Genomic DNA, 22,794 nt, shown 5'->3' with positions numbered 1-22,794 from the left:
TCAAACGCCCCCGGCAGGGCCTGCCTGCCAGGGATGTTCAGCCAGGTTAGACGACGGGTTTACGCCAGTCGTCGGAGCCTTCGGTGCCTGCGGTGACGTGTGTCCAGGAGATCTTGCGGTATGACATCGATACCTCGATCAACTGGGTGAAGTCAGCGTTCTCCTTGTTTTGTGCATGAGGCAAGGTGGTGTTGATGTCGACGATGGTGGCGTCCTCCAGCTTGGTGGTGAAGAAGTGCTCCTGCTTGCCCTCTACCGAAGTGCGGTACCAGTTGACTTCAACAGTCGGCAGCATTTCGCCGCTGGACAGGGCCTGATACATCAGCGGTGTCGCCTTGTTCAGGGCGCTGGTGAAGATGAAGGGTTTGTGGACCCGTTGGCCTGCAGGTTGACCGCTTTGCGGGTCGGTAGGTACGGTCACCTGGTGCTTGATCTCCTGCACCAGAATCTCGTCTTCGTGGCCCTCGACAAACACGTTGCCGACCGAATCGGAGGTGAAGGCGCCCGCGGTGATGTTGCCTTGGGTCTGGCCTTCGATCTTGATGTAAGCGGGTGTTGGCATGACAGTTTCTCCTGCGTCCATGTGGATAAACACGCGCATAAGCGGCAGCGTGGCCATCGGAATCGATGGGCTTTTTCAACGCGGCAAACGCCGCGTCAAATCGTTGAATACGGTTGTGCCGACTGTCGGCGGTTTACTGCTGCAAGATGCCGTTGAGCGACTCCAGCACTTCTGTGGTTATCAGGTGCAGGCGGTAGCTGTAGATGCCGTAGGCCGTGGCCATGGCAATGGCGGAAATCACCAGCGGGCTCCACCAAGGCCATTGCCGATTCATGCGGAAGTTGCGCGGGGCAACGTTGGTGTAGGGGTCACAGACCGTTGTCGGAGTGGGCCCTCGTAGTTCACGGATGATTCCGTGGAGTTGGTGAATGAGGGTGTTCAGCGTCTCTGCGCCTTTGGGCGCGAGGGCGTACTTGCCTTTGAGCCCCAGGCACAGGGTGAAGTACATGAACTCCAGCACGTCCTTGTAGCGCTGGGGCTCTTGCATCAGGCGCGAGATAACGGTGAAGATCTTTTCGCCGCCAAACGTTTCGCTGTGGAAAATGCTGAGCAGGGGCTCTTGGCTCCAGAGGCTGGCCTGGCCCCATGGCCGTTCCATCACGGCTTCATCGATGAACAGGCACAAACCATAGGAATACGCCAGAAGTTGCGTGGTCTCGTAGCCATGCTGACGCATCTCTTGCTGGATGTTTTCAATCTGGTTGCGTACCTGTTGGTGCACTTCCTTGATGTTGGGCAAGGTATCGAGCGTGCGTAGGCGCATGACCAGTCCAAGCAACGGTGTGGCTGCGTCCAGCATCAGGTTGTCGTAGCCGCCCCGTAGCTGAAAGTCGGGATCGGCGGGGTAGCCCTTGTCATCAGGGGCGGGCTTTGGTGTGGTTGCCTCGGAGGCCACGGCGCCATTGGGTAAAGGCTTTGCAAGCATTGATGGCATCTGCTCAGCTTGAGCTGATGCGGTTTCATTGTGTGCGAGGTTGTTCTCCTGCATCTCATTCACTCCTGATCGCCCAGAACTGCAACTCGAGCCCAGGGAACTCCCCCGCGATATGAATCCCGAAACCGTTGGCCGTCTTCATGCAGACCCAGGCCGGGTCGCGGCGGTCGAGCTCGAAGTAGCTGAAGCCCGCATGGAAGGGCAGATCGCGAGGGGCCACAGGCAGTGGATTTAGCGCAATGCCGGGCAACTGCTTATGCACCAGGTCATTCAAGGTCTCCAGGGATGTGACCTTGGCTTTCTGCAGGAACAGCCGGCGCAATGTTGGCGGCGGCAGGTCCGCGCGCACGGAGAGGACGAAGTCCGCCTCATCGATCATGCGGCGGTCTTCGAGCGTTGTCGTCATCACGCCGTAATCCAGCGCGTCCAGCGGCAGCGAGATGGCCCGCGGTTGCAGGACCGTACCCAGGGCGCGGCGTAAGGTGTCCTGCAGTGGCTTGAACGAGGTGCGCAAAGCGGTGTGCTGATAGGCGGGGAATTCTGGAGGCAGCCGGTTTTCTTCGGTGAAAGTCACGAACTCGCCACAGGCCTGGCTCATATGCAGGTACAACTGCTCGGGGTGTGTCTGCCCCTGCCTGGCCAAGTGCTGGAAGCACGGCCACCAGCGGTTCATGGCCTGCAGCAGGTTGAAGTCGCGGATGTCGGCAATACCGGACTGGCCCGATGCACCTATCCGGCTAGCCAGGTTGCGCGAGCGCTCGCGCAGGGTATTGGTGATCTCCTCGAGGTAACGCTGGAGTGCCGGCACCGCCCGTACCGAGACGCTGGTCGGGTAGAACCCTTCATCCAGTTGCAGGCTGCCATCGGGCCGGCGCTCCAGAATGTGTGCCATGGCAAGACGGGTGTAAGCGCTGCTGTCATCGGCCTTGCGTTTGAGCTGAAGGTTGGGTACTGCCAGATCGACCTGCGCCAAGTCGCCGTCGGCGCTATGGGTGTCCTTGATTTCCTGAGCCTGTGCGCTGTAGCGGAAGTTGGCGGCATTGTCGGGCCAGCTCACCTCTCGGCCACCCTCGGTGCGCAGTGGCAGGCAGAGGTAGATCTCGCTGTCTTTCGCGCCGTTGTCCTCGATTTCCAGCGGCGGCGGCGGTGGCAGATCTGCCGGGATATCGAACACCGTGCCGTCCGGCATGATGCCGCGTGCGCGGGTGATGGCGATCTTGCCCAGGCTCAAATATTCGTCGTTCAGTTGCAGCTCGCTGAATCCATAAAAGGCTGCGTTCAGGCTGCCAAGGCGTTGATGCAGGGCCGCTTCAGCGGCACGGCCAGCCTGCTGGAAATGCTGCGGTTTGACGAATAGACCTTCAGGCCACAGGACGGGATTACGTGAACTCATGAGCGCTCCATGTCAGCGTGAGTAAGTGAGAAGGGCAGGCTTGCAGGCGCCATCAGTCCTCCTCCTTGAGCAGGATCTGCGTGTCGTTGAGCAAGACCGACAAGATGATGTGTTGGCCGCGCGGTGGAATGCGCAGTACCTGGTTCCAGGTCGCGTTTTCCTGGTGGCGGTAGTCGGCGATCACCGCGATGAACCGGGTCTCGGCCTCGATAGCGGCAAACGGAATGAACTTGAATTGCCCGGGGCGTAGCAGGTAGTCGTCATCACGAACGTAGGTGCTACGCAGCACCTTGGCGGGGGCCTTGTCCAACAGCTCATAAATGCTGTTGCGCAGCAGCGAGTCGTCGCGCAGTTGCAGGATCTTGATGGCCATTGGGGTGGCGGCCAGCTCGGGGGCCACTGTGGTTGCACGCGGTAAGGTCAGCACTACATCCGAGTCTTCGTAGTGGCCCGGCGTGCTTTCCTCCAAGGGAGAACGAGGCGGCTCATCGGCCTCGTCCTCTGGCAGTTCGACGGGCGAGATGGCCGGGAATTGCTCGTGAAGAAACTCGAGCAGGGTCCCGACTTTCTCGGTCAGGGCATAGGGGTCGCCCGCGCTCAAGCTGACCGCGTAGGGGCTGGGCTCCAGACTGCTTTCTTGCTCAGTCGCTGCTTGCAGGCTGTTGGGGTTGCTGTTGAGCGTGGGGCTGGCGTTGATGCTGAACGCGATTTCGGTGGGCTGATCCTTGGTCGCGCCGACGGGTATCGAGGGGTCCATCGCCACTTGGCCCATTTTGCTCAGGGCGGTGCAGCCCGAGAGCCCGATCATTGTTGCCAGAAGGCCGGCCATGAGTGAATGACGCATCATGAGTGTTCTCCTGCGAGCAGGCGATCCAGCGGGTTCTCTTGCACCGGCCGTGTCACTGCTTCCAGGGCAGCCAAGGGATCGTTGCCCATGCCCGGATCGAAGACCGAGCAGATCTCAGCGACCTCTGGGGCAGCCGTGGGCTTGTGCAGCCAACGCTGCGCGGATGCATCCAGGATGAGTCGGTCGATCACCCGCAAGTCAGTGTTGAACAACTCTTCCAGCGAACGGGCATCAGCTTGTGAAAGCTGAACCAACAGTCGATAAGCGCCAACACGTAGCCGGTCACCCTCGAGCAAGCGCCTGGCCGATAGCGGCCCCAGGCTATCGAGGTTGTCGTTCAGGTAGGTGCGCTCGCAGCGGTCGATCACGCAGAAGCCGCCTTCGATCCAGCGGATCTCGCAATGGATCGGCGCCACGCCCTGCTCACGATCATTGATCAGCCACGCGGCTCCCGCGCTGCCGACGGTGCCACCTGCACGATCGAATTCGTGCCGGGCGGTGACGTTGTGCTGCAACTGGTCGAGGTTGGTGATGCTCAAGATCAACGTGCTCATGAACGCCCCCGGAACCGCACGATGGGGCTGATCTGGCCGTGGCGGTCATCGACGAAGCTGGTCCAGCCCAATTGGGCGCCACGGCTGGGGTGCAGGCAGAAGGGCGACAGCGCGTGCTGCTTCAGCAGCAGCTCCAGGTCGTAGGCCAAACCGTCGCGCAACAGGAAGTCGATCAGGGCACGCAAGCGATTGAAGTTGATGCCGCTGGGCAACAGGTCACGCAGCTGTGCCTGGTCGAGCTCGCTGATCACGATGGTGAACTTGCTGCTGCGAGTCCGTGTGCGGCTGCCGACCAGGAAGGAATTGCCCAGCTCACCATTGTTGCGGCCAAGGCTTACCTGTTGCTGGATTGTCGTAGGTACCGAGCGGGTTTCGAACTCGCGAATCCGTACCTGCTTCAGGTCGAAACAGTGCGCGATAATGCCGGCGACGGTGCCCGGTGCGCGGCTGCGGCTGGCGATGACGCCGGCGAAGCTGAGCAGCCGGCTCCAGGGCAACGCCGTGTCGCCGCGCAGCTGTTTGTCATTCAACCCGAGCAGGGCAAAGATGTACTGGGAGAACCCATCGCTGGCACCTGGCTGGAAACGAATGTAGTAGCGGTACTTGCGCCAGGTGCGGTGTAGCAGACTGAGCAGGTAGTGATTGAAGAAGTCGAAGAACGCCGGGCGCACACCGATACCCTGTGCATGCTCGTATGCCACCTGCTCCAGGTAATAGGAGGGCAATGGCGAATCAGTGCCGTGCAGGCCCATGAACGTGGTGCACACGCGATAGCGATCTTGTGCCTCGGGCATGCGTTCGGCCTTGCAGATGTCCGAAACGGGAAAGCTCAGGCGCGGGTCGCTGCCAAGCCGCACGCGCAGGCGGGCTTCTTCGCTGGGCCAACGGGGTTCAAGATCGTCTCCGTGAAGCCCGTGAAGGCGCTCCAGCAACTGGTAGAAGTTGTACCGGTGCGCCCCCGCGAGCAACTTGTCGGCTAGATCAGCGGTTGCTTGCCGGTCTGGATGGGCCATGTGTAGTGCTCGTTGTTGGTGATGTTGATCACTTCCAGCTGATGGAAGGAATTGATGCTGGCGTACAAGGCGAAGAAGTGCGCGAGCACACAGCCGAACAGGTACAGGTCGCCTTCGCAGAGGAATGCGGCCTGGTCGAGCTTCAGTTGCGTGCGCAGGCCGCGAATGGGCTGCCCTTTGATCAGCCAATCCAGAGGCGCCGTTTGGATATCCCGGATGCCGTCGAGGCGTTTGCGGGTGGTGCGTGTCTGCTGGATGTCGTGCAAGGCCGCGAAGTCATAAGCGCGAATAACCGCCTTCAATGGCTCGGCTGAGAGCAACGACAAGTAGTTGAGCGACATGTTGGATATCAAGGCCCATTGCAACTGGCCGTCCAGCACCGGCCGATAGGGGCGGGTCGGTGCACAGATATTGGTGTAGGTGGTCAGCGGCGGGGTGACTTCGGAGAGCACATTGATGTCGTCGATGCCCAGAGCCAGGGGCAGATCGCGGTTGGTGCAGGTCAGGTCGATGGACGCCGTTTCCAGCTCACCGACATAGGTATTGGCGTCGGCACGCACGAAGGCGATGCGATGCGTGACGCCATCACCCCGCAGTGAGTCTTCGAGGGTGTAGCGGTAGTACAGCGCCGTGCGCCCTTGAACATGCTCGATCTCATGGGCGAACGATTCGAAGGGGCGGAAGGTTCGCAGGTGTTTACCTGTACTTCCGTCGCCTGTCGTACGGGTGCTGATCACCTGATCGACACTGAAGATTTCGTAGGCGTGGCGCTCGGCGCCTTTGGGTGTGAGCTCGACCTGGGCGGCCTCGTTGGAGAGATCAATGGGCTCGGCACTGTGCTTGAACAGGTTTACCGCAGGAGCGCAGAACAGGTTGAAATCCGCTTTGCCAATGCGCAGCGAGTCCGGCAACTGACGGGTGAAGTGGAATTCCAGGCCGATTTCCTGAGTCGTCTGATCAGGCCAGATCTTTTCCAGGCTCGTCAGGGCGAAGAAGTGAAAGCGCTCAGGAAAAATGAAGTATTCCTGCAGGATCCGGTAACCATCGAAGACGTTCTGCGGATAAGGCAACAACGCGTCGTCCGGGCTGAAACCTGGGAAGACGATGCTGCTGGCCGGCAGCCGGCGAGCCTGGCCATTGATGGTCACGCTGACATGGCTGAGATAGTGAGCGATCCAGAGGTACAGCGTGCGCGCTGTTCGGGTGGTGCCGCTCAGGTGAAAGTCCAGGCTGGTGCATTCGAGCGTGTTCAATGGGCGCTCGACCAAGGTGTGTAGGTCGATGCGAACCACTGAACTGTCGAGCGTTTGGGTTGAGCCCACCGCGTCGATCTCGAACGGGTGAATGTCCACGGCGGTACAGGTGCGGAACTCACAGGGAATTCCGTCGACAGGCTTGGAGAGCAGGCGTGCCCCCCTTGGCACGCGTTGCGACTGGCTGAGCGCCTGTTTGTGCGGTGTGAACTGGATGATCGTGGCGCTCGGCAGCGGGCGAAGGTAGTTGGGCCACAGCAGTTGCAACATGGGGTGCGTCAGCTCTGGGAGGTCGTCCTCCAACTTGAGGCGCAGCTTGGCCGTCAGGAAGGCGAAGGCTTCCATCAAGCGCTCTACGTCGGGGTCGCTACCACCCTTGCCCAGCAGCCGGGCAAGTTGTGGATTGTCCTGGGCGAAGTCGTTCCCCAGTTCATGGAGGTAGCGCAGCTCTTCGCTGAATCGATCTTTGAGCGACATCGATCACCTCACTCGGGTATGGCGGTTATGGCCGTTGACCAGCAGCTCCAGTTGCAACTGCTCCGTGTGGTTATTCACCTGCACCTGGCAGTCCAGCCTGAAATGCAGCTCCTGGGGGGCGTGACAATCGGGCACGGCTTTGAGTGAACGTACCTGCACGCGAGGCTCGAAACGCTGGATGGTGCGGCGTATGTCGGCGCTCACTTGTTTCAGGAGGTCGCCACTGCTCACGTCATGCCCATTGAAATCGCGCAGGCCCAGCTCGGGGCTGCTCTGTGAGCAACCCTGGCGAGCGTTGAGCAGCGTTTCCAAGTGGCGCTTGATGGCGGCAAACTTGTGGTACGCGTTCTCTTGCCTGGACGGCTCCCGGATCAGGGACTGATCGGCAACCAAACGGTCGAAAAATCCGCTCATTGGGTATCGAGCCGGCCTACGAGCGAGATCTCGAAATTCGCGCCCATGTATTTGAAGTGCGGGCGCACTGCGAGCGAAACCTGATACCAACCCGGATCGCCGGCAACGTCTGAAACTTCGACCTTCGCAGCACGTAGGGGACGGCGGCTGCGCACATCGGCAGAGGGATTTTCCTGGTCGGCGACGTACTGCTTGATCCATTTGTTCAGCTCGGACTCAAGGTCGCGGCGCTCCTTCCAGCTGCCGATCTGCTCGCGTTGCAGCACCTTGATGTAATGGGCCAGCCGGTTGACGATGAACAGGTAAGGCAACTGTGTGCCCAGCTTGTAGTTGGTTTGAGCCTGCAAGCCTTCCGGGGTCTTGGGGAAGTTCTTCGGTTTCTGTACCGAATTGGCCGAGAAGAACGCGGCGTTGTCGCTGTCCTTGCGCATGGTCAGTGCAATGAAGCCTTCTTCGGCCAGCTCGAATTCCTTGCGGTCGGAAATCAGCACCTCGGTTGGGATCTTCGCTTGCAACTGCCCAAGCGCCTCGTAGAGATGCACTGGCAGATCCTCCACGGCGCCACCGGACTGCGGGCCGATGATGTTCGGGCACCAGCGGTAGCGGGCAAAGCTGTCGTTGATGCAGCTGGCCAGCAGGAAGGCGGAATTGCCCCACAGGTAATTGTCGTGTCGCCCGTCGATACTTTCTTCGTAGTTGAAGCTTTTGATCGGCTGTTCCTGGGGGTGGTAGGCCGAGCGAAGCATGAAACGTGGCCCGGTCAGCGCTGTGTGGCGGGCATCTTCGCTTTCGCGGAAGGCGCGCCATTTGGCATGTCGCGGCCCTGCGAAAATGTCTTTGATTTCCTTCAGGTTGGGCAGCTCTTCAAAGCTGCTCAGATTGAAGAAATCGGGGGAGGGGGCGGCCAAGAACGGGGCATGCGACATGGCGCCGACAGAGGCCATGTAGCTTAGTAACTTGATGTCTGGCGAAGAGGGGCCGAAGTTGTAGTTCCCCAGCATGGCCGCCACCGGCTCACCACCGAACTGCCCATAGCCTGCGGTGTAAACGTGTTTGTACATACCGCTGCAGGTGATATCAGCGGCATTGTCGAAATCGTCGAGTAAGTCTTCTTTGCTGACATGCAGGACTTCAAGCTTGATGTTCTCGCGGAAGTCTGTGCGGTCCACCAGAAGTTTGAGGCTGCGCCACGAGGATTCGAGCGCCTGGAATTTCGGCTGATGAAGAATGACATCCATTTGCTTGCTGAGCACTCGATCCAGCTCTGCAATCATCTGGTCGACACGGTGTTTATTGATTAGTTGATCTGGATCATAACTTTTGAGTACTTCTGCAATAAGGGCCGATACGCCTTGACGAGCGACTTGATAGCCCTCTTGAGCGGGCACTAGTTTCGTTTCTGCCATGATCTGATCGAGCAAGGTGGCATTGCTCAATGTCTCGCCAGATAGTTCAACGGCGAGGGAAGTGCTGGTTGGCTTTGGCATGGGACGCTCCGTTGTCTCAGTCTTCTTTTGGCGCCTCAAGCACCAGGTCCAATTCTTCGGCGAGTTGTTTGCGGGCCTGCTCGTTGCTCAGCAGGTGTTGCAATTGCTTGCGGAAAGCGGGCACGTTGCCCAGCGGGCCTTTCAGTGCCACCAGCGCCTCACGCAGCTCCAGAAGCTTGCTGAGCTCTGGTACTTGGCGGGCAATGCCGTCTGGCCCGAAGTCATTGATCGATCTGAACTGCAGGTTGACCGCCAGCTCCGCGTCGGCGGCCGTGCTGAGCATGGAAGGTACCGACATGACCAAGCTGACATCGGCGTCGTTCAACACGTTGTTGAAGGTGTGTTTATCGATACGCATGACCGATCGGTCTTCCAGCGCACGGGTGTCATCCAGGCCGAAGTCGCCCATTACCAACATCTTGTGCGGCAGCTCTACTTCGGCCTGTTCATCGCCGGTGGCGGGTACATATTTGATGTTGATGCGTTCTTTGGGGGCAACCGATCCTGTGGATTTTGCCATTGCAGAATCTCTCCGTGTTCTTAAGAGTTGTCCGTATTGGATTTTAGTTACAAATTAGTGTGTAGGAAGATTCCTGGTTACTTGTCTTTGGTATAAACAAAGTTCGGGGTTGTTTGTGCGTCGCGTAAAAACATTGCGCTTGATTTTGTCATGTCGTCGAGTATGAAAATGTAAGAAAATATTTTTTTGTTAGTTGCTGGTCCGATGGGCTAGGCTCTTGCCGTTTGCGGGAATTTGAGTGCCTGAGAGGGCTGTTTCAGATCCGCTAGTTTGAGTAGATCATATGCATTATATGAAAGGTATTTACTTGCGATGCTTGGTAATAAAACTTGTGGCGTAAGTCTTTGGCTGGTGCTCGGGTGTATGCCACTGCCCGTGTACTCCGATCAGGATTGCTCGCGGATCGTGTCCAACCTTGAGCGTTTGGCGTGTTTTGATGAAGCCGCCGGAACGCCTGCACACTTGGTGCCCATGCAGTGGTCGTCGCCAGAACAGGACTCACCCACGGTTCGCCGGGTGCTGACTCACGAAGCAGGACGCCATCCCGACGACCTAACGTTTCGACTCACGCCTGAAGACGAAGGGCTGACGATCTCTGCACCTGCAATCGGTTCGGCCGCATCGCATCCCTACCTGGTGATCAGTTGTTTGCAGAACATCTCCAGACTGCAACTGGTCGCCGCGCAACCCGTTGATGCTGGTCGGGTGACGGTGCGATTGCAGGGGGAGCGGAGCACCACCGTCGCAACCCCTTGGCAGGTGACGGAGAACGGTCAGGTACTCGATGCGGGCCGGGGCTTGCCCGGAATCGAGCAGATCAAGCAACTGATTGGGGCCCATCGCATTGAGGTCCAAAGCGACAACCCCTCCATTGATGGATTGGTCTTCGATGCTCAAGGCCTGGACCCACTCATCGACGAGGCGCGCAAAACATGTCGCTGGTAGCAGAGGTCAACGCACAGGAAATTGCCCGGCTGCTCGCACCCATCGATGCGCAGGCACCGGTCGGTCTGTTCGATGTGGAGGACGAAACCTATCAGGCCATTGACCAGGAAATGGTCAAGCTGGGCGGGCTGCAGGCATTCACCATCGACTGGGCCTATATCGAGGAAGCGTCACGACAGTATCTGGCGCAGCAGTGCAAGCACTTGCGTATCGTAGCGCACCTGAGTGCTGCGTGGCTTCGCAGTGGATGTTGGGAGCGATGGGGTTTTACCTTGGCGTTGCTGGCCGGCATGGTCGAGCGCTATTGGGAGATTGCGCATCCAAAGCCTGGCCCCAAAGGTTTCCTGGGCAAGCGCAAGCTGGTTGGCCTTGTGCTCGATCGCTTGAACGAAGCGCTGCCGCGCCTGGACCGCTACACATTCACCCCTGCTCATGCGGCCATAGCTCAAGAGGCATTGCAGCGCCTGCAACAGCAGCAAGCCGTTGCTCAGTTGGATGGAGCCCTTCTGAATGATGTAGAGCGACTGCTGCGCAAGCAGGCGGAGCAGGCGGGCGGTGCTGGCGAGCCTGCTGCGGCAAAGTCGTCGGCGGCGGCCACCAGGTCTGCACCGCTGGCCGAGGTCATTGCCACCCCAATGCCTCGTGTGTCGTTAGGCAACGAGCGCGAATCACGACGGGCCGTGCTGGCCATGGCCGAGATGATCAATCAACAAGACCCCTACGACCCGACGGGCTACCAGTTGCGTCGATTCGGCCTGTGGGCCCATATCCAGGCGGCGCCTCAAATCAAGCAAGGCAATCGCACGGAACTGATGGCGGTGCCGCTGGATATCGCCAGCGACTATGAAGAGGCGATTGCTGGCACCGCGATCGACGCGGCGTTGCTTCAGCGGATCGAAAAGAGCGTGACGGCTTGTCCCTTTTGGGTACGCGGCAGTTTCCTCGTGGCCAGTGCGGCGACACGTCTGGCGATGGGGGAGGTAGCTGAGGCAATCCGCGCAGCGACTGCCCGATTCGTCCAACGCATGCCCGCGCTCCAGCAGTTGTGTTTCAGCGACGGCAGGTCGTTCGTGGACGATCAAAGCATGGCTTGGCTCAGAGGCGCAGCTGGGCAAACGCAAGCCGAATCTGCCCACGAGTTCGCAGGCCTGCGCGAAGAGTTGGTCGGTCAGTTGGACGCAGGTGGGGTAGAGCCGATTTTGCTCAAGCTGCAGGCCATGCAGGCGGACCTTCGTGCTCCGCGTGAGCGCTGCCATACCACCGTCATTGCGGCCGATCTCTTGGCAGCGCGGGGCGTGTCCTGGCTGGCCCAGGACCTGTGCGCCAGCGTCGCACGGACCATGCAGCACACCACGGCCGCCGTTTGGGAGCCAGAGGTGTTTCAACGACTGCAACAGTATGCCTCTGCTTATGTGTTGGCTGATCAGAACAAGGACTAGGCCCCCATGAATCAACTATGGACGCTATTGAAACGTTGGGGTTTGCCCCTGATGACTCGGATCGGCCTGGCCATGCCGCTGCTGCTTGTGCTGGGTACCGTGCTGATGCTGGTCGCCATCTGGTGGCTCGGGCCGCAGTGGATGTGGCGTGAACAGCACCCGCTGGCCAGCATGGCGCATCGCAGCTTGGCCAGCCTGGTGCTCGTGCTGGTGCCGTTGTTGTGCTGGCTGGTGGTGCTGCGCAGGCGATACGTTCGCCTGCAGGCTGAGCGCAAGCAGGCGGTGGCCGCTGAGCTGGACAGCGTATTGCCGCTGGTTCAGGCGCAAGAGAAAGCCTTGGACCAAGGACTTTCGCGATTTCTTGATGGCGCAGGCGGGCGACGTGCGTTGTATCGATTGCCCTGGTACTTGGTGATAGGCGATCAGCATGCTGGCAAGACCAGCTTCATCGATCGTACAGAACAAAGCTTCTCCCTGACCCGCATCGACAAGGCACAGGCACGGGGCAGGCAGGCCCAAGCGCTGGCCTTTCCGATAGGTTGGTGGGTCAGCAATGATGCGGTGATCATCGATCCGCCAGGGGCGTTCATCAGGCAGGAGTCGCTGGCAGGCTCGCCCGTCGACGAATCAGCCACACAGCAAGTGCCACCTGGAACCTCGGCCAGGCTGTGGCAGCACCTGCTGGACTGGTTGTTGCGTAGCCGCAGCCAGAGAGCCCTCAATGGCATATTGCTGGTAGTCGACTTACCCGCGCTATTACATGGCACACCCGAGCAGCGCATTGCCTTGGCGCATGTGTTGCGCACCCGTCTGTACGAGGTCAGTAGTCAATTGGGTTCGCGGCTGCCGCTGTATGTGGTGCTTACCAAGTACGACCTGTTGGACGGGTTCGACCAGCTCTATGCCGGGGTCTCCGTCTCCATGCGGGAAAAAATGCTCGGTTTCACGTTCAAGCTGGATGCGATCGGTACGTTCGACGCTTGGCTGGAGGAGTATGGCGATCACTATGAACAGTTGATCAGCCAGCTGTTCGAGCAGGTGGTGGATCGGCTCGATGCGCTGGACGGTGCTCCGCAGCGCGCGCGTCTGTTCTCATTGCATGCCCAATTGATCGGCTTGCGCCCAATACTGCTGGAGTTCCTGAAAGAAGCGCTGGCCAGTGATCGCTACACCACGCCAGCCTTGGTACGCGGAGTGTACTGGTCCTCGGTCATCCAGCAAGGTGACATGTTCAATGCGTTCGTGCGCGAGGCCGCGCAACCCTACAAGACGAAGCTCCCTCTGCTCGAGGGCAAGGCGCAAACCAAGGCGCTGCCGTACTTCATCCTGCATGCGTTCGGGCGCGTCATCTATAAGGAAGCCGGACTTGCTGGGGACAACATCAAGGTGGCACGCAGCAAGCGCCAACTCCTATGGGTGGGCTCAGGTGTAGGCGTGCTGGCTTTTTGTGTCGCCATCGCCAGCTGGCAGCGCTTTTTCGACATCAATGGCGACAAAGCCGCCAACGTGCTTGCCAAAAGCAGGGAATACAGCCATCACGAGGTGGACCAGCGTCTGGATCCTACCGGACGCAATCTACTGGAGCCGCTGGACCAGATTCGCGATGCGGTATCGGTTTTTGGCGACTACCGCGCTGCATGGCCGGGTGTTTCCGATTTTGGCCTGTATCAGGGGCGCGCTATCGGCCCGCGTGTCGATGAGGCATATCTCAGCTTGCTCTCCAAGCGGTTCCTGCCGGCCTTGGCCAGTGGTGTGATCGATGCCATGGATGCGGCGCCGCAAGGCAGTGAGCAGCAAATGGCTGCCCTAAGGGTTTACCGCATGCTGGAAGACCGTCAGAACCGCCGCACTGAATGGGTCGAAGAGTGGATGGCCCGACAATGGCAGCAGAAGTTCCCTGGCCAGGGGCAACTGCAGCGCGACCTCATGCGGCACCTTAAGTACGCCTTGGCCTACGCCGATACCGACCTGCCGCAGTACAGCCAACGTGTCGCCGTGGCGCAGGAAGCGCTGCGCAAGGTGCCGCTACCCGAGCGGGTTTACGCCGGCCTGAAACAACAGGCCGGGGAGCAGTTGCACACCGGGCTGGACTTGCGTCGTCAGGTTGGGCCTGCCTTCGACGTGGTGTATCAGCCGTCCATGGGCGCCAGGAAGGGTGATGATGTGCAGTTGGCGCCGATGCTCACTGCCAAAGGTTTCAAGGAGTACTTCGAGCCACGCAGTCAGAGCTTCGCCGATTTGGCGATGATTGACCAATGGGCGCTGGGCGAGCGTAGCCGGCTCGATTATTCGGACGCCGACAGGGAGGCGCTGCGCGAACGGCTGCGCAACTTATACAGCGCCGATTACATTGACAGTTGGCGCCGTGCCCTCAACGCTTTCAGCGTGGCTGATTTCCGTGACCTGGACCATGGTGTCGCGATCCTGCAGCAGTTGACGGGGCCTGCGGCGCCGCTGCATCGATTGCTCGATACGGTAAGGAACAACACCTCGCTCTCATCGACTGGCGTTGTTGAGGTGGCAGATGAAGCCAAGACAGTGCCACCGACAAGTAGTAAGCCTGACCATCAGCAGGCGTGGACGATTCAAAGGGCCTTTGCCGGGCTGAGCGCGATGCTGCAGGTAACAGCAGAGAAACCTAGCTACTACGATGAAACCCTGGCTGCTATCGCAGCCGTGCACGACTACGCCAAGGCGGTGCAGGACAGCCCGGACCGAGGCAAGGCTGCACTGCAGGCCGTGCATCAGCGTTTCTCGATGATCGGGCATGACCCCATCGGCACCTTGCAACGGGTATCCACCGGCTTGCCTGAGCCGATCAACCACCAGGTCCGAAAGGTGGCTGATCAAACGGCACAGGTATTGAACGTTGAAGCCCTGCGCGAGTTGGAACGGCGCTGGGACGCCGAGGTGTACAGCTTCTTCCAGCAGCGCCTGGCAGGTCGATACCCCTTCGTGGCCAGGGCCCCCGACGCGTCCCTGGATGACTTCGAGGCGTTCTTCGGGCCGAAGGGCCGGCTGCAGCAGTTCAATGAGCAGTATCTGAAGGTGTTCCTGAAGGACAACCTCGAAGCCCTGCAAACCGGCCAGCAGGGGCAGTCCCTGATCCGCAGCGATGTGATCGAGCAGTTGGAACTGGCAGACCGCATTCGCGAAACGTTCTTCGATCAGCGCGGCAACTTGAGTGTGCAGTTCAGTATCGAGCCGTTAGGGCTGAGTGCGAACCAGCGCACCAGCCTGCTGGATCTGGACGGTCAGTTGATTTCCTACACCCATGGCACGAGCCAGATCACCGGCATCATCTGGCCCAATACGCTTGGGCAACATGTGCGTAGCAACCTGACGCTGCTCAGGCAGAACGGCAACAGCAGCAGCCTGGAGTACCGAGGGCCATGGTCCATGTTTCGCCTGCTCAGTCGCGGTTCGCTCAATGGGCGGACGGCGACCAGCGTGGATCTGAGTTTCAGGACTGGTGATGGTGTGATGCGCTACCGACTCAGCGCAGAGAAGGCCTTCAATCCAATTACTCAACAACCGTTCAAAGGCTTCCGCTTGCCGCGCGGGTTACTGCAACAGCCATCCAGGGAGACTCTAGTCGGACAGACGGTCGCACCTGTCATGTAAGGAGTGGGCGATACAAAAGGAAGAGCGAGTACAAGCTTTACATTACTGTACCCAGGCGATCGAGCAACTTGAGCCGACCCCAGTCCGCAAGAAACGGAGAGCATCCCCCCGCACCGCACCCGATAGTACCCGCGCACCCTGCAAATCACCTTCAGGACGAGGTACAGATCATGCAACTGGCAGGCAAAGTGGCAATCATCACCGGTGCCAGCTCCGGCATCGGCCGTGCGGCGGCGAAACTGTTCGCCCGGCACGGCGCCAATCTGGTGCTCACGGCGCGGCGTCAGGCCGAACTCGAGCAGTTGGCGGCGGACATCACGGCAGCCGGACACGGCCGGGTCTTTACGGTGGCCGGTGACATCACCGACGCGGCGCTGGCCAGGGAGCTGGTGAACACGGCGGTGTCGCGCTTCGGTGGCCTGGACATCGCCTTCAACAATGCAGGCACCCTCGGTGAGCTGGCTGCCGTTCCCGAGCTGACGCTGGACGCCTGGCAACATACCTTGCGCACCAACCTGACCAGCGCTTTCCTCTGCGCCCAGGCGCAGATCCCGGCGCTGCTGGCCCGTGGCGGTGGCTCGCTGATCTTCACCTCGACCTTCGTCGGCCACGCGGTGGGCATGCCGGGCATGGCCGCTTATGCGGCCAGCAAGGCGGGCCTGGTCGGCCTGGTCCAGGTCATCGCGGCGGAGCAGGGCGCCCGGGGTATACGCGCCAATGCGTTGCTGCCGGGCGGTACCGACACGCCGATGGGCCGCAGTGTGATGAGCAGCCCCGAGGCCCAGGCCCATGTCGAAGGGTTGCACGCCCTCAAACGCCTGGCCAGGCCGGAGGAAATCGCCGAGGCGGCACTGTTCCTGGCCTCGGACGCATCAAGCTTCATGACCGGGTCGGCGATGGTGGTGGATGGCGGGGTATCGGTGGTGCGCGGCTGAGGCGGACGGTAGCGTGCCATGGCTGGATCATCACGTCACCGCGGCGATCAGGTCGATTTCCACGGGGGCATTCTTCGGCAGCCTGAGCACGCCGACCGAAGTTCGTGTATGAGCGCCGGCTTCGCCAAACACACTGTACAAGACCTGCGAAGCACCGTTGGCCACCTCGCTCTGTCGGGTGAACGCTTCGGCCGACTGTACGAACACGGTCATGCGCAGGATGGCGCGGATGTTGTCCAGCGAGCCAACCCGTTCACGCACCAATGCCAGGCAGCGCAGGGCGCTGACCATGGCTGCGGTGCGTGCATCCTTCAGGCTGACTTCGCTCCCCACCCGGCCGGGGTGGATCACCTCTTCGTCAATGCGCGGGATCTGCCCGCTGACGTACACAACGCCCTCATGGCGCACGGTGGCGGCGTAGTCGCCACCGAGTTTCAACCCTGCTTCGAAGGAATAACCCAGCTGATCAAGTATCGCGGCAAACTGTGCTTCACGGGACATAGGGCGCTTCTCGGTCTCTTCATGGCCTCGGGGCGGTATGCGCTAGGCGCAAGCCGGATGCCGATGCATAGTAGAAAGGCGCTGGCCACAGGGGCAGGGCAACTTCGGATGGAAACCTCTGAACTTTACTGCCAGGACGACCAGTACAATGCAGCGACAGCGCGCGGTGATCGCCGCCATCGAATTCCAGCCGGGGCAACCGCTGGTGCAGCAGATTGCCGAGGGTTTGACCGAGGCCATCGGGCATGGGGCTTTGGCCCCAGGGGTGCGGTTGCCGCCCATTCGTGAGTTGACCGAGCTGTTGGGGGTGAGCAAGTCCACGGTGGTGGAAGCCCTGGACCGATTGCGCGCCAGGGGGCTGGTGGTATCGCGCCAGGGCGCTGGTCACTATGTGGCACGCGAGGCCCAGGTCATGGGTACTGAGGCTGTGCGCAATCTGCTGCCCCAGGACCCGGTGAGTGTGCTCCGTCACGCACTGCTGACGGACAACGGCATGTTGCGCCCCGGCTGCGGCTTCCTGCCGCCCTCATGGATGCCCGTGGATACTCTGCTCAAGGCCATGCGCGGATGCCTGCGGGCCAGCGAGTTGCGCATGGGGGAGTATGGCTCGGCGGCAGGCTACCTGCCGCTGCGTCAATGGCTGCGCCTCAAGCTCGGTACCTTGGGCATCGATGTTCCGGTCGAGCAGATCGTCACCACCGCCAACACCATGCAAGGCGTGGACATGCTGTTGCGCCTGATCCTACGCAGGGGGGACAGCGTTTTGGTCGACGACCCGTGTTATTTCAACTTCCGCGCCAACCTGCCTTACCACGGCGCTCGCCCGGTTTGCGTGGCGCGATCGGTGGAAGGCATTGATTTCGTGGCTTTCGAGCAACTGCTGATTGCCCATCGCCCGCGGGTCTACCTGACCAACAGTGCCTTGCACAATCCAACGGGGCATTCCTTTTCGGCATTGCAGGTCCACCGCCTGCTGGAGCTGTGCCAGCGCTATGGCGTGCACGTCATCGAAGATGATCTGTACTGCGATATCCAGCATAAACGAACGCCGCGGCTGGCAGGGGTGGGTGGGCTGGACAGTGTCAGCTATGTCTGCGGCTACTCGAAGACCCTCACCGCCAATTGCCGCGTCAGTTACCTGGCCGTGGGCGCCGAATTGGCGGGGCAACTGACGCTGCTCAAGATGAAGTGCGGCGGGGTGACGTCCGAGCTGACCGAGCAGGTTATTCATCGCCTGCTGACCGAAGGCAGCTATGAGCGGCATACGCGCAGGGTCGTCGACCGGCTGCATGAGGCCAGCGGGCGGGTGGTTGGCTGGTTGCGCGAGGCAGGGTGCGAGGTGGCGTCGTGCCAAGGGGAGGGGCTGTTCCTGTGGGCCCGGCTACCCGCCGGTGTCGATGGCGAGGCCATTGCCATGAGCGGCTTGCAGCATGGTCTGGTGCTGTCACCCGGCACCTTGCTGAGCGCCCAGGCCGATGCCCGTGCGTTCATGCGTTTCAATGTCGGTCACAGTGACAATGTAAAGGTCCGCGACACCTTTCTGCGCCTGCTCGACAGCCACTGAGCTGTCGAGCAGGCGCGGGCCCCGGGGCTACTTCAATCGGCCTGCTTGGGCGCAAATCGCAGGATCAGGCAGGCAATCACTGCCGATAGCAGCGAGCCCAACAAGATGCCGATCTTGGCTGCATCGATCTTCTCGGCCTGGCCCGGGAAGGCCAGTTCGCCGATGAACAGGCTCATGGTGAAGCCGATACCGCAGAGCATCGCCACGCCGTAGATCTGTAGCCAGCTGGCGCCTTGGGGTTTGCTGGCCAGGCCGGTCTTGACCGCCAGCAGTACGCCACCGAACACGCCGAGCTGCTTGCCCAGCAGCAGGCCCAGGGCAATGGCCAGCGGCAGCGGGGCAAAGATGTCGTCAAGGCCCAGGTCGCCGAACGAGACGCCGGCGTTGGCAAAGCCGAAAGCAGGCACGATGAGGAAACCGACCCACGGCGCCAGGCCATGCTCCAGCCTGAGCAGCGGGCTGGCCTCGCGGGCCTCGCTGCTGCCTGTGCTGTAGGGGATCAGCAGGGCACCGACCACGCCGGAGATGGTGGCGTGCACGCCCGACAGCAGGGTCACGTACCACAGCGCGGCCACGCCGATCAGATAGGGCCACAGGCTGACCACACGCAGGCGGTTGCAGGCCAGCAGGATGGCGATGATGCCGGCGGCAGCGGCCAGTGCCAGCAGGTTCAGCGACGAGGTGTAGAACACCGCGATGATCGCCACCGCGCCCATGTCGTCGATGATCGCCACCGACACCAGCATCACCTTGAGCGACAGCGGCGCATGCCGCCCGAGCAGGGCCAGGGCGCCGACCGCGAAGGCAATGTCGGTGGCGGCGGGGATCGCCCAGCCGTTGGACAGCCCGGGTTCACCGCCAGCCACCGCGAGGTAGATGAGCGCCGGCACGGCCATGCCCATCAGTGCCGGCAGTGCCGGCAGGCGGCGCTGTTCCCAACTGGCAAGGCGGCCGTCGACCAGCTCGCGCTTGATCTCCAGGCCCACCAGCAGGAAGAAGATCGCCATCAAACCATCGTTGATCCACATGTGCACGGTCATCGGGCCGAGTTTGTCGGTCAGTACCGGGCCGACGGGCAGGTGCAGCAGGTGCTGGTAGGCACTGGCCCAGGGGCTGTTGGCGATGACGATGGCCAGCGCGGCGGTGAACATCAGCAATACGCCGCCGGCCGCTTCGGTGGCCAGCAGGTGACGCAGCATCGAGCGCGGCTTGACGGTTGGAAGGGATGCAGTCATGTAACGGTCCTCGTTCATGGCATCACCCTCGCAATGGCAGTGGCGCGGCGGGCAACGGGCACGGCGAGACGCTGGCTCCGGACTGTACGGGCCACTGCGGCGAAGGGCGAGAAGAAGGATAGGGAATGCGGCGCAGCAACCCACGCCGTGAAGACACGGGGCAGGAAGGGCCATGGGGAATGGGGGCATGCGTGCAACATAGACGGATCTCACGGAAAACAAATGAATGTTCTCCGTATTCGGGAAGGCTCCCGGGCGCACGCAGCACACGCCAGGCGGCCATTCTAGCGATGCGGGCGAAGATGTGCTTCAACATTTTGCGTCCAAATGTTGCCAGGTCACGGTACGGCACTGCGGTATCGGCCATCACCCGATGGCAATGCTGCTAGAACCACCGCTATCTTGATGATGCTTGTACACCTGCCCATCGAAATCCTGTCAGCGCACCCGCTCACGGCTTTTCAGCGCGAGGTCGAGGGCCTTTCGCATGTCCAGCCGCGCCGACCGCCCGACATCCTTGTCACCGAGCTGATAGTTGCGCTCCGACGGCAGGATGGGCGCGGTGAGGTCCTCGGCATCCATCCGTTCGAAGTCGTGCTGGTCACCGATGCTCATGGCACTGCGGCGCAACAGCATGCGCACCTGTTCGGGCTGCAGGTTCGGGTTGATCGACAACATCGCCGCCACTAGGCCCGTGACCATCGGCGTGGCATAGGAGGTACCGCAATGCACTGCGCCGGGCTGCCCTGCTTCGAGGGTCGAGGCGTGGGTGCAGGCGGCTGCGGTGATGTCCACACGCATGTCCATGTTCGAGCTGCTGCGCCTGACGGCAAAGGCCGGGTCGTCCACGTCGCGCTCGACACCCTCGGCGCGCTGGTGGCCGCCGACCACCAGCAACTGCTCGGTGATGAACGAGGAGGGCAGGCGGTATTCGTCGGTGCCGGCAAAGGTCGAGCCATTGCCGGCGGAGTTCACGACCAGCACATCGGGGTGCGACTTGCGCAGCCAGAGGAAGAATTCTTCCAGCAATTCCTCATAGCCGCCCATGGCAAGGCCTGAGCGCAACAGGGAGTCGACTTCGTCACCCTCGGCGTTTCGAGTACCGACACGGTGGATGCCCCAGCTCCAGTTGAGCACGCGCACGCCGTCTTCGACGAGGTTGACCGAGGCCGCGATATTGGCGGTGATACCCGCATCGGAGTTGCGCTCGACGATGACCTCGAAACCGCCGCTGGCCGGTTCCAGGCCGCGCAGGAAACCGGTGTTGCCGCCATTGTCCCAGCCGGCGGCAAGAATGCCGGCGACCGTGCTGCCATGAGAGTCAGGTTGTTCGGCATCGCGGGCATACAGGCATGTGCGGGGAATGGCGCAGGCACCGAGGTAATCGACAAAGTCCGGGCTGTCGAAGTCGACATCGCGCTCGATCAGCCCAATGCGCAACGGCTGTGGCTGGAGGACAGTCTGCTGCCCAGGCAGGTGTCGGCGGTAGAAATCGACCGCGTCGAGGAAGCGGTTCGCCGCCCACTCGTCAGAGTCCCCGGGCGGGGCGTGCGTGCGTTCGTGTTCGGCCTGTTCCGGCACCGTCTCTTCGATCACCACCGCATCCACGCTGGCCTCGCTGCCCAGGCGCAACACCAAGGCATCGCGTTGCTCCAGATTGCGTGCCGGCAGGCGCAACTGATAGAGGTTCAGCGGCGCAATGCTGCCGACGACGCTGGCCCCGTATTTGCCCGCCAGACGTGCGGCCTCCTGACGACCATCATGGTGCTCCTCGATCAACAGGCTCACCAGGTTCACATACGTGGTCAGACCGTCCATGTTCCTGGCCACCTCGTCTGGCCCTGCGGCCAGTACGTGACTGTTGCGCAGTGTCAGCCATACGGCGTTGCTGGTGCGCGTGCCATATTCAAGCCAGAGCGGACCACTTTGTCGCTCGCTGCTGTCCAGCCGCAGGCGTAGCCGGTCGCCTTCGCGCGCCACCGCGCTGGAGGGGATCGTCTTGTTGCCGAGTTTCAGTGTCGGCGGCTGGGGGCTCAGCCCGTGGACGGTCAGGCACCAGTCCTGGCGCCGGGTGTCCAGCAGGTCACCGCAACGTTTCAGGCTTTCGATACGCAAGCCTTCCGACGCCTGTGCCATCGCGCCTGCGAGCAGCATGAACAGGGTGGTGAAGGCGGCAAGCGCTGCGGCCATGGGTGGTTTCCTTGTTGAGGGCCTCCAGTTCCGACTGCTGCGCAGGGCGCTTCGTTCAGCGGTCAGGGGTATGGCCCTGCCTTGAGGTCCACGCCACGGCGCACAGTGTCATGCCCGCCACGTTCAGCGAGACCGGGTTGAAGGCGTCCACCAGCATCGACGGCTGCATCACCGCCACATCCACCAGCAGCCCAAGCAGCACGCCTGCGGCGACCAGTAATGGCCAGGCCAGGCTCGGCATCAGTAGCAGTGCGGCGAGCACCAGTTCAGCTACGCCGGCAATTTGTGACAGCCAGGCTGCATGCCCGAGTCCGTGGGCCTGCAACAGCAGCTGCTCACCGGGGCTGAGGAACAGCAGCTTGGGCACCAGCCCGTGGTAGGCGAAGATGAACGCCAGGCTGGCGCGCGCCAGCCAGTGCACCTGGCACAGGCGGTTCATGGCAGGCCCTGGAGAAAGCGTCGCTGGTGGTCTGGGCTCGGCAGCAGGCATTGGTCGTGCTTGCCGAACAGGCGATAGCGATTGAGTACCACGCGATCGTACAGCCAGTCCCGTAGTCCCTGCGGGCAGATGCGCAGTACCCGCAACAGCGGCCAGGCGCCGGGCAGTTGCCGGACGATTTCGAAAAACGCCGCGGAGCGCACCCAGCAGTGCTGGTCACGAATCACCGCCATGGTGTCGAACGCCGTTATCGGCAGGCCCGCCCAGGCGAGCAGCGCCTGGCCTTGCGCTGACTGCACCGTGGCCAGGCGGATGCGTTGATGGCGATCATGGCGGATCACGAATTTCGCCCAGCCGTTGCACAGCTTGCATACGCCGTCGAACAGCAGGACGGTTTCCCCTGGCGCGAGCAGTGGCGCAGGGGTGGGGCGCTTCAGAGCAGCGGGCATGGCTTGATTCCGTTCAGGC

General features: G+C 61.4%; 20 protein-coding genes. 5 read left to right on the top strand and 15 right to left on the bottom strand.

All coding sequences use genetic code 11. From position 1 onward, the window contains the following. Positions 1-46: 46 nt before the first annotated feature. From KHO27_RS12265 to tssB, 10 genes are all read right to left on the bottom strand, one after another. Positions 47-562, bottom strand: coding sequence for an Hcp family type VI secretion system effector (locus KHO27_RS12265; protein WP_102682902.1), 516 nt, complete (start codon positions 560-562; stop codon positions 47-49). 133 nt (positions 563-695) lie between these two features. Continuing rightward, positions 696-1,550, bottom strand: coding sequence for a type IVB secretion system protein IcmH/DotU (icmH, locus tag KHO27_RS12260; protein WP_111532189.1), 855 nt, complete (start codon positions 1,548-1,550; stop codon positions 696-698). Position 1,551: 1 nt separating this feature from the next. Beyond that, the gene (tssK, locus tag KHO27_RS12255; RefSeq protein ID WP_214501898.1) at positions 1,552-2,889 is read right to left on the bottom strand and encodes a type VI secretion system baseplate subunit TssK; all 1,338 of its coding nucleotides are present in this window, start codon (positions 2,887-2,889) and stop codon (positions 1,552-1,554) included. Positions 2,890-2,941: 52 nt separating this feature from the next. Beyond that, positions 2,942-3,736, bottom strand: coding sequence for a type VI secretion system lipoprotein TssJ (gene tssJ, locus KHO27_RS12250; RefSeq protein ID WP_111532191.1), 795 nt, complete (start codon positions 3,734-3,736; stop codon positions 2,942-2,944). Further along, entirely contained in the window at positions 3,733-4,290 is a 558-nt protein-coding gene (locus KHO27_RS12245) for an FHA domain-containing protein (protein WP_111532192.1), read from the bottom strand. Before KHO27_RS12245 ends, tssJ begins: the two co-directional genes overlap by 4 nt. Beyond that, positions 4,287-5,303 (bottom strand): type VI secretion system baseplate subunit TssG, encoded by a 1,017-nt coding sequence (gene tssG, locus KHO27_RS12240; RefSeq protein WP_214501897.1) that lies wholly within the window; start codon positions 5,301-5,303, stop codon positions 4,287-4,289. Before tssG ends, KHO27_RS12245 begins: the two co-directional genes overlap by 4 nt. After that, on the bottom strand, positions 5,267-7,033 hold the full coding sequence (tssF, locus tag KHO27_RS12235; RefSeq protein ID WP_214501896.1) for a type VI secretion system baseplate subunit TssF: 1,767 nt from the start codon (positions 7,031-7,033) through the stop codon (positions 5,267-5,269). Before tssF ends, tssG begins: the two co-directional genes overlap by 37 nt. A 3-nt stretch (positions 7,034-7,036) precedes the next feature. Further along, positions 7,037-7,447 carry a type VI secretion system baseplate subunit TssE gene (tssE, locus tag KHO27_RS12230; protein ID WP_102682895.1) on the bottom strand — a complete coding sequence of 137 codons (411 nt, stop codon included), beginning with the start codon at positions 7,445-7,447 and terminating at the stop codon, positions 7,037-7,039. Continuing rightward, a complete protein-coding gene (gene tssC, locus KHO27_RS12225) occupies positions 7,444-8,934 on the bottom strand; it encodes a type VI secretion system contractile sheath large subunit (RefSeq protein WP_214501895.1) in 1,491 nt (496 codons plus the stop codon). Before tssC ends, tssE begins: the two co-directional genes overlap by 4 nt. A 16-nt stretch (positions 8,935-8,950) precedes the next feature. Then, positions 8,951-9,454 (bottom strand): type VI secretion system contractile sheath small subunit, encoded by a 504-nt coding sequence (gene tssB, locus KHO27_RS12220; RefSeq protein WP_111532196.1) that lies wholly within the window; start codon positions 9,452-9,454, stop codon positions 8,951-8,953. A gap of 363 nt (positions 9,455-9,817) precedes the next feature. On the opposite strand from tssB, the gene vasI reads away from it, so the two are divergent. The 4 genes from vasI to KHO27_RS12200 all read left to right on the top strand — a co-directional run bounded on the left by vasI (position 9,818) and on the right by KHO27_RS12200 (position 16,397). Continuing rightward, positions 9,818-10,399 (top strand): type VI secretion system-associated protein VasI, encoded by a 582-nt coding sequence (vasI, locus tag KHO27_RS12215; RefSeq protein ID WP_102682892.1) that lies wholly within the window; start codon positions 9,818-9,820, stop codon positions 10,397-10,399. After that, positions 10,387-11,838 carry a type VI secretion system protein TssA gene (gene tssA, locus KHO27_RS12210; RefSeq protein ID WP_111532197.1) on the top strand — a complete coding sequence of 484 codons (1,452 nt, stop codon included), beginning with the start codon at positions 10,387-10,389 and terminating at the stop codon, positions 11,836-11,838. Before vasI ends, tssA begins: the two co-directional genes overlap by 13 nt. Positions 11,839-11,844: 6 nt before the next feature. After that, positions 11,845-15,462, top strand: a complete 3,618-nt coding sequence (gene tssM / locus KHO27_RS12205; RefSeq protein WP_111532198.1) for a type VI secretion system membrane subunit TssM — start codon at positions 11,845-11,847, stop codon at positions 15,460-15,462. A 170-nt stretch (positions 15,463-15,632) separates the two neighbouring features. After that, complete coding sequence (locus KHO27_RS12200; RefSeq protein ID WP_214501894.1) at positions 15,633-16,397, top strand: SDR family oxidoreductase; 765 nt, start codon at positions 15,633-15,635, stop codon at positions 16,395-16,397. Between the two features lie 30 nt (positions 16,398-16,427). Here KHO27_RS12200 and KHO27_RS12195 read toward each other — a convergent pair whose 3' ends face one another. After that, entirely contained in the window at positions 16,428-16,898 is a 471-nt protein-coding gene (locus KHO27_RS12195; protein WP_110703665.1) for a RidA family protein, read from the bottom strand. 148 nt (positions 16,899-17,046) lie between these two features. On the opposite strand from KHO27_RS12195, the gene KHO27_RS12190 reads away from it, so the two are divergent. Further along, the gene (locus tag KHO27_RS12190; RefSeq protein ID WP_110703662.1) at positions 17,047-18,462 is read left to right on the top strand and encodes an aminotransferase-like domain-containing protein; all 1,416 of its coding nucleotides are present in this window, start codon (positions 17,047-17,049) and stop codon (positions 18,460-18,462) included. A 32-nt stretch (positions 18,463-18,494) separates the two neighbouring features. On the opposite strand, the gene nhaA is transcribed toward KHO27_RS12190, so the two are convergent. From nhaA to KHO27_RS12170, 4 genes are all read right to left on the bottom strand, one after another. Further along, positions 18,495-19,697: a Na+/H+ antiporter NhaA gene (gene nhaA, locus KHO27_RS12185; RefSeq protein ID WP_214501893.1), complete on the bottom strand. Its 1,203-nt coding sequence runs from the start codon at positions 19,695-19,697 to the stop codon at positions 18,495-18,497. 438 nt (positions 19,698-20,135) lie between these two features. Beyond that, positions 20,136-21,887, bottom strand: coding sequence for a S8/S53 family peptidase (locus KHO27_RS12180; RefSeq protein WP_214501892.1), 1,752 nt, complete (start codon positions 21,885-21,887; stop codon positions 20,136-20,138). A 55-nt stretch (positions 21,888-21,942) separates the two neighbouring features. Further along, a complete protein-coding gene (locus KHO27_RS12175; RefSeq protein WP_214501891.1) occupies positions 21,943-22,326 on the bottom strand; it encodes a DoxX-like family protein in 384 nt (127 codons plus the stop codon). Then, the gene (locus KHO27_RS12170) at positions 22,323-22,775 is read right to left on the bottom strand and encodes a thiol-disulfide oxidoreductase DCC family protein (RefSeq protein ID WP_214501890.1); all 453 of its coding nucleotides are present in this window, start codon (positions 22,773-22,775) and stop codon (positions 22,323-22,325) included. The genes KHO27_RS12175 and KHO27_RS12170 overlap by 4 nt, the downstream gene beginning before the upstream one ends. Positions 22,776-22,794 lie beyond the last annotated feature (19 nt).

The organism is Pseudomonas sp. RC3H12 (genome assembly GCF_018596375.1).
Taxonomy (GTDB): domain Bacteria; phylum Pseudomonadota; class Gammaproteobacteria; order Pseudomonadales; family Pseudomonadaceae; genus Aquipseudomonas.
This window is presented reverse-complemented; position numbering and strand designations above follow the sequence as displayed.

Bases quoted from the DNA above. Each gene is read 5' to 3' on its own strand.
- KHO27_RS12245 (WP_111532192.1), bottom strand. From the start codon at position 4,290: ATGAGCACGTTGATCTTGAGCATCACCAACCTCGACCAGTTGCAGCAC.
- nhaA (WP_214501893.1), bottom strand. From the start codon at position 19,697: ATGACTGCATCCCTTCCAACCGTCAAGCCGCGCTCGATGCTGCGTCAC.
- tssB (WP_111532196.1), bottom strand. From the start codon at position 9,454: ATGGCAAAATCCACAGGATCGGTTGCCCCCAAAGAACGCATCAACATC.
- KHO27_RS12265 (WP_102682902.1), bottom strand. From the start codon at position 562: ATGCCAACACCCGCTTACATCAAGATCGAAGGCCAGACCCAAGGCAAC.
- KHO27_RS12195 (WP_110703665.1), bottom strand. From the start codon at position 16,898: ATGTCCCGTGAAGCACAGTTTGCCGCGATACTTGATCAGCTGGGTTAT.
- KHO27_RS12175 (WP_214501891.1), bottom strand. From the start codon at position 22,326: ATGAACCGCCTGTGCCAGGTGCACTGGCTGGCGCGCGCCAGCCTGGCG.
- tssF (WP_214501896.1), bottom strand. From the start codon at position 7,033: ATGTCGCTCAAAGATCGATTCAGCGAAGAGCTGCGCTACCTCCATGAA.
- icmH (WP_111532189.1), bottom strand. From the start codon at position 1,550: ATGCAGGAGAACAACCTCGCACACAATGAAACCGCATCAGCTCAAGCT.
- tssM (WP_111532198.1), top strand. From the start codon at position 11,845: ATGAATCAACTATGGACGCTATTGAAACGTTGGGGTTTGCCCCTGATG.
- tssA (WP_111532197.1), top strand. From the start codon at position 10,387: ATGTCGCTGGTAGCAGAGGTCAACGCACAGGAAATTGCCCGGCTGCTC.
- tssE (WP_102682895.1), bottom strand. From the start codon at position 7,447: ATGAGCGGATTTTTCGACCGTTTGGTTGCCGATCAGTCCCTGATCCGG.
- tssC (WP_214501895.1), bottom strand. From the start codon at position 8,934: ATGCCAAAGCCAACCAGCACTTCCCTCGCCGTTGAACTATCTGGCGAG.
- KHO27_RS12180 (WP_214501892.1), bottom strand. From the start codon at position 21,887: ATGGCCGCAGCGCTTGCCGCCTTCACCACCCTGTTCATGCTGCTCGCA.
- tssK (WP_214501898.1), bottom strand. From the start codon at position 2,889: ATGAGTTCACGTAATCCCGTCCTGTGGCCTGAAGGTCTATTCGTCAAA.
- KHO27_RS12190 (WP_110703662.1), top strand. From the start codon at position 17,047: ATGCAGCGACAGCGCGCGGTGATCGCCGCCATCGAATTCCAGCCGGGG.
- tssG (WP_214501897.1), bottom strand. From the start codon at position 5,303: ATGGCCCATCCAGACCGGCAAGCAACCGCTGATCTAGCCGACAAGTTG.
- KHO27_RS12200 (WP_214501894.1), top strand. From the start codon at position 15,633: ATGCAACTGGCAGGCAAAGTGGCAATCATCACCGGTGCCAGCTCCGGC.
- tssJ (WP_111532191.1), bottom strand. From the start codon at position 3,736: ATGATGCGTCATTCACTCATGGCCGGCCTTCTGGCAACAATGATCGGG.
- KHO27_RS12170 (WP_214501890.1), bottom strand. From the start codon at position 22,775: ATGCCCGCTGCTCTGAAGCGCCCCACCCCTGCGCCACTGCTCGCGCCA.
- vasI (WP_102682892.1), top strand. From the start codon at position 9,818: ATGCCACTGCCCGTGTACTCCGATCAGGATTGCTCGCGGATCGTGTCC.